Source organism: Azospirillum sp. B506, from assembly GCF_000333595.1.
Classification (GTDB): Bacteria; Pseudomonadota; Alphaproteobacteria; order Azospirillales; family Azospirillaceae; genus Azospirillum.
Genome location: NZ_BADK01000852.1, coordinates 1 through 4,279 on the forward strand (window position 1 = coordinate 1; position 4,279 = coordinate 4,279).

Below are 4,279 nucleotides of genomic sequence, written 5' to 3' on the forward strand. Positions count from 1 at the left end.
ATGCCCGGCAGTCCGGGGCCAGGCCGAAGGCAGGCGCCAGCGCGACGGCGACGAAGCCGCCCATGCCCCAGACCAGCCCGCGCCGGGCATCGACCGGCCGGCCGGCCAGCAGGATCGCGGCCCCCAGCAGCAGCGCATAGGCGACACCGGCGATCAGGTTGGCGGCGATGGTCAGGCCGATGCGCTGCATCGCCTCGTCCAGCGTGACCGGCACGCCTTCGCCGACCTCGCGCACGGGGCCGTGCTGGTGGCCTTCGGCGTGGCTGGCTGCGGGAGCAGCGGCGGTGGTCGCAGGAGGCGGGGCCACCACCTCGTATTTTTCAGCTTCGAGTATCAGCGGGACGGTCGTCGCCTGCTGAACGACGGACGCGGCCGTGCCGGAGAGCACGCCCGCGACCAGAGCGGCTGTGAACAGCCGCCGGATCAGATCCATGACCCGTGCTTAGTGGCAGGGGAACGCGAAGGAGTGACGAGCGTCGTGCGCCGCGTCGTGGATCTGCTGCGGCTGGGCGAAGCCGACACCATACAGCAGGAAGCTGCCGAGCAGGATCGCGGCGAAGGCGGCGACCGCCGTCTGGGCGGCACTGCGGGTCGCGGAACCGGCGGCCATGCTATTGATGGAACGGGTGGTCATCGAGGACATCCTTGCTCTCCCGCCACACCCGGCGGGGTTGGGACAGGTTGATACGTCCGCCGGCAGGTTTCCTGGCTCGCGGGTCGTCGCATCGCCGTCCGCCTTCCCGGCCTTGCGGCCAGTGGCATGTTGGACGGGACGCTCGCCGCACACAGTTGCGGGGGCAGCCGCGGCATTGGCGCTTCCGGTAGGCCCAGAAAGCTTCGCACCGCATTCCCTATTATCCCCGCCGCCCGTCAGGACAGGCAGGGCACCGTCGGATGGCCACCATCGCAGTGCCGCGCGCGTTTGGCAAGCCTGCAATAGGGCATCTGCCGCACAGACAATCTTGCATGCCGACATTTTGAATGCTGTCATGTTTTATGGACAGAGTGTCCGTAAATCCGACACTTTCCGACGCAAGGATCGGGGAGGAGGACTGGACGCCAGGGGAAAGCCGGCGGAGATACAAAGGGGCTGGAGGCCCGACCGAAGCGAACCCGGCCGTGGCACGCTTCGTGCGTACGACAATCGGTAAAAAAAGGGCTGGAAGCCCGGACATAAGGACGAACGGGAGGAGAATTCGCGACCGATGAACGCCGCACCGAACGACGACATCATCCTGGAGGCGCGTGGCCTGACGAAGGAGTTCAAGGGCTTCGTGGCGGTGAAGGAGGTGAACCTGCAGGTTCGCCGCGGCACCATCCATGCGCTGATCGGCCCGAACGGCGCCGGCAAGAGCACGGTGTTCAACCTGCTGACCAAGTTCCTCACCCCCACGCGCGGACAGATCCTCTACAAGGGCCGTGACATCACCCGCACCAAGCCGGCCGACATCGCGCTGATGGGGCTTGTGCGCTCCTTCCAGATCTCGGCGGTCTTCCCGCATCTCAGCGTGCTTGAGAATGTCCGTGTCGCGCTCCAGCGGCCGCTCGGCACCAGCTTCCATTTCTGGAAGTCGGAATCGTCGCTCCATGGCCTGCATCACCGGGCGTTGGAGCTGATCGAGGCGGTGAACCTCACCCCCTGGGCCAACCATCTTGCGGCCGAGCTGCCCTATGGCCGCAAGCGCGCGCTGGAGATCGCCACCACGCTGGCGCTCGACCCGGAGGTGATGCTGCTCGACGAGCCGCTGGCCGGCATGGGCCATGAGGACATCGAGGGCACCGCGGATCTCATCAAGCGCGTCGCCGCCGACCGCACGGTGCTGATGGTCGAGCACAACCTGTCGGTCGTCGCCCACCTGTCGGACACCATCACCGTGCTGCGCCGCGGCGAGATCTTGGCGGAGGGACCCTACGAGGTCGTCTCGAAGAACCCGCAGGTGATGGAGGCTTACATGGGCACTGGGGGGACCGGACATGCCTGACGGCGCGATGACCAAAACCGCCCGAACTGGAACGGCGATGCTGGAAATCGCCGACCTGCACGGCTTCTACGGCGAGAGCCATGTGCTGCACGGCGTCAGCCTGGAGGTGCGCCACGGCGAGGTGGTGACGCTGCTGGGCCGCAACGGTGCCGGCAAGACCTCGACGATGCGCGCCATCATGGGGATCATGGGCAAGCGCACCGGCTCGATCCGTTTCCAGGGCACCGAGCTGATCGGCATGGCCCAGCACAAAATCCCCCGCCTCGGCATCGGCTATGTGCCGGAGGAGCGCGGCATCTTCTCCTCGCTCAGCGTGGACGAGAACCTGACGCTGCCGCCGGTGGTCAAGGAGGGCGGGATGACCGTCCCGCAGATCCACGACCTGTTCCCCAACCTGAAGGGCCGCGGGAGCACGCAGGGCACGCGGCTGTCGGGCGGCGAGCAGCAGATGCTGGCGATCGCCCGCATCCTGCGCACCGGCGCCAATCTGATCCTGCTGGACGAGCCGACCGAGGGTCTGGCCCCGGTCATCATCGAGCAGATCGGCGTGGCGGTGCGGGCGCTGAAGCAGCGCGGCTTCACCATCGTGCTGGTGGAGCAGAATTTCCGCTTCGCCGCCACCATCGCCGACCGCCATTACGTGATGGAGGAAGGCCATGTGGTGGACATGATCCCCAACGACCAGCTCCACGCCAACATGGACAAGCTGCACACCTATCTCGGCGTGTAGGCCGTCCAGCCCACGACGTCACCGGCACGCGCCGCTCCGTCCCCTATTCCGGAGCGGGGCGGCCAACCGCCGGTTCTGTGCCCAACCGGCTACCCTAGACACGGCGAGGGAACCCGCCACGGGAACCGGCCGACAATAATACCAAGAGGGAGAGACCTTCCGATGCGCACGCTTCTTCTCACCGGCACCGCCCTGCTGACGCTCGCCGGGAGCGCGATCTCGGTTGCGGCACCGGCCGCTGCCCAGGTGTCGGACAATGTCATCCGCATCGGCGTGCTGAACGACCGTTCCGGCATCTATGCCGATCTGGCTGGCGAAGGCTCCGCCATCGCCGCGCGGATGGCGGCGGAGGAGTTCGGCAACAAGGTCGCCGGCGCGCCCGTCGAGATCGTCGTCGCCGACCACCAGAACAAGGCCGACATCGCCGCGTCGAAGGCGCGCGAGTGGGTGGACACCGGCGGTGTGGACGTCGTCGCCGACGTGCCGAACTCCGCCGCCGCGCTGGCGGTGCAGGGCATCACCAAGGACAAGAAGCGCATCTTCCTGATGTCCGGCCCGGGTGCCACCGCGCTGAGCGGGGCGCAGTGCAGCCCCTATGGCTTCCAGTGGACCTACGACAACTATGCCATGGCCGCCGGCACCGGCCGCGCGCTCTACGAGCAGGGCAAGAAGAAGTGGTTCTTCGTGACCGCCGACTACGCCTTCGGCCAGTCGCTGGAGGAGGAGACCACCAGGATGGTGAAGTCGCTGGGTGGCACCATCTCCGGGTCGGTGCGCCATCCGCTCGGCACGTCGGACTTCTCGTCCTTCCTGTTGCAGGCGCAGGGCTCGGGCGCCGACGTCATCGGTCTGGCGAATGCCGGCGGCGACACCGTCAACGCCGTCAAGCAGGCGGCGGAGTTCGGCATCACCCAGTCGGGCCAGAGCCTGGCCGGCCTGTTGATGTTCATCACCGACGTGAACGCGCTGGGGCTGCAGTCGGCGCAGGGGCTGATGCTGACCACCGGCTTCTACTGGGACATGGACGACCAGACCCGTGAATGGTCGAAAAAGTTCGAGGCCAAGGCCGGCAAGAAGCCGACCATGGTGCAGGCCGGCGTCTATTCGGCGGTGAAGCATTACCTGAAGGCGGTCGAGGCGGCGAAGACCGATGACGCCGACACGGTCGCCGCCAAGATGCGCGAGCTGCCGGTCGAGGATATGTTCGCCAAAAAGGGCAGGATCGCCGCCAACGGCCGCATGTTCCACGACATGTATCTGGCCCAGGTGAAGACCCCGGCCGAATCGAAGGGGGCCTGGGATTACTACAAGATCGTCAAGACCATCCCGGCCGACACCGCCTTCATGGACCCCAAGCAGAGCGGCTGCACATTGGCGAAGTGAGGGGCGGTGACGTGAGGAGTTAAGCCATCGCTCCGGCCTTGCCTGTCTTGAGGGCAAGGCCGGAGCGATGGCAATCGCGGCATCAACCGAAACCAAGAACAACACCCACCAACCGGGAGAGACGCGGACATGGTCAGCCTGCTGGGGATTCCGCCCCAAGTGCTGTTCGGGCAGTTCTGTCGGC

Annotated in this window: 5 protein-coding genes and 1 riboswitch; of the genes, 3 read left to right on the forward strand and 2 right to left on the reverse strand. The window is 66.6% G+C overall.

Going from position 1 to position 4,279, the window contains the following annotated elements; all coding sequences use genetic code 11:
- Together I71_RS26495 and I71_RS26500 are read right to left on the reverse strand one after the other, a co-directional pair.
- The coding region (locus I71_RS26495) for a CbtA family protein (protein ID WP_042701026.1) at positions 1-433 on the reverse strand (433 nt) is incomplete at its 3' end.
- A gap of 9 nt (positions 434-442) precedes the next feature.
- On the reverse strand, positions 443-634 hold the full coding sequence (locus I71_RS26500; RefSeq protein WP_042701028.1) for a CbtB domain-containing protein: 192 nt from the start codon (positions 632-634) through the stop codon (positions 443-445).
- 43 nt (positions 635-677) lie between these two features.
- Positions 678-907, reverse strand: a riboswitch (cobalamin riboswitch).
- A 298-nt stretch (positions 908-1,205) separates the two neighbouring features.
- Here I71_RS26500 and I71_RS26505 point away from each other — a divergent pair.
- The 3 genes from I71_RS26505 (at position 1,206) to I71_RS26515 (ending at position 4,095) form a co-directional block, all read left to right on the forward strand.
- Positions 1,206-1,982 (forward strand): ABC transporter ATP-binding protein, encoded by a 777-nt coding sequence (locus I71_RS26505; RefSeq protein WP_042701030.1) that lies wholly within the window; start codon positions 1,206-1,208, stop codon positions 1,980-1,982.
- A complete protein-coding gene (locus I71_RS26510) occupies positions 1,975-2,712 on the forward strand; it encodes an ABC transporter ATP-binding protein (RefSeq protein ID WP_042701032.1) in 738 nt (245 codons plus the stop codon). Before I71_RS26505 ends, I71_RS26510 begins: the two co-directional genes overlap by 8 nt.
- Positions 2,713-2,874: 162 nt before the next feature.
- A complete protein-coding gene (locus I71_RS26515) occupies positions 2,875-4,095 on the forward strand; it encodes an ABC transporter substrate-binding protein (RefSeq protein ID WP_042701034.1) in 1,221 nt (406 codons plus the stop codon).
- The last annotated feature ends 184 nt before the right edge of the window (positions 4,096-4,279 follow it).

Coding starts and splice junctions, on each gene's coding strand:
- I71_RS26505 (WP_042701030.1), top strand. CDS start 1,206: ATGAACGCCGCACCGAACGACGACATCATCCTGGAGGCGCGTGGCCTG.
- I71_RS26500 (WP_042701028.1), bottom strand. CDS start 634: ATGACCACCCGTTCCATCAATAGCATGGCCGCCGGTTCCGCGACCCGC.
- I71_RS26510 (WP_042701032.1), top strand. CDS start 1,975: ATGCCTGACGGCGCGATGACCAAAACCGCCCGAACTGGAACGGCGATG.
- I71_RS26515 (WP_042701034.1), top strand. CDS start 2,875: ATGCGCACGCTTCTTCTCACCGGCACCGCCCTGCTGACGCTCGCCGGG.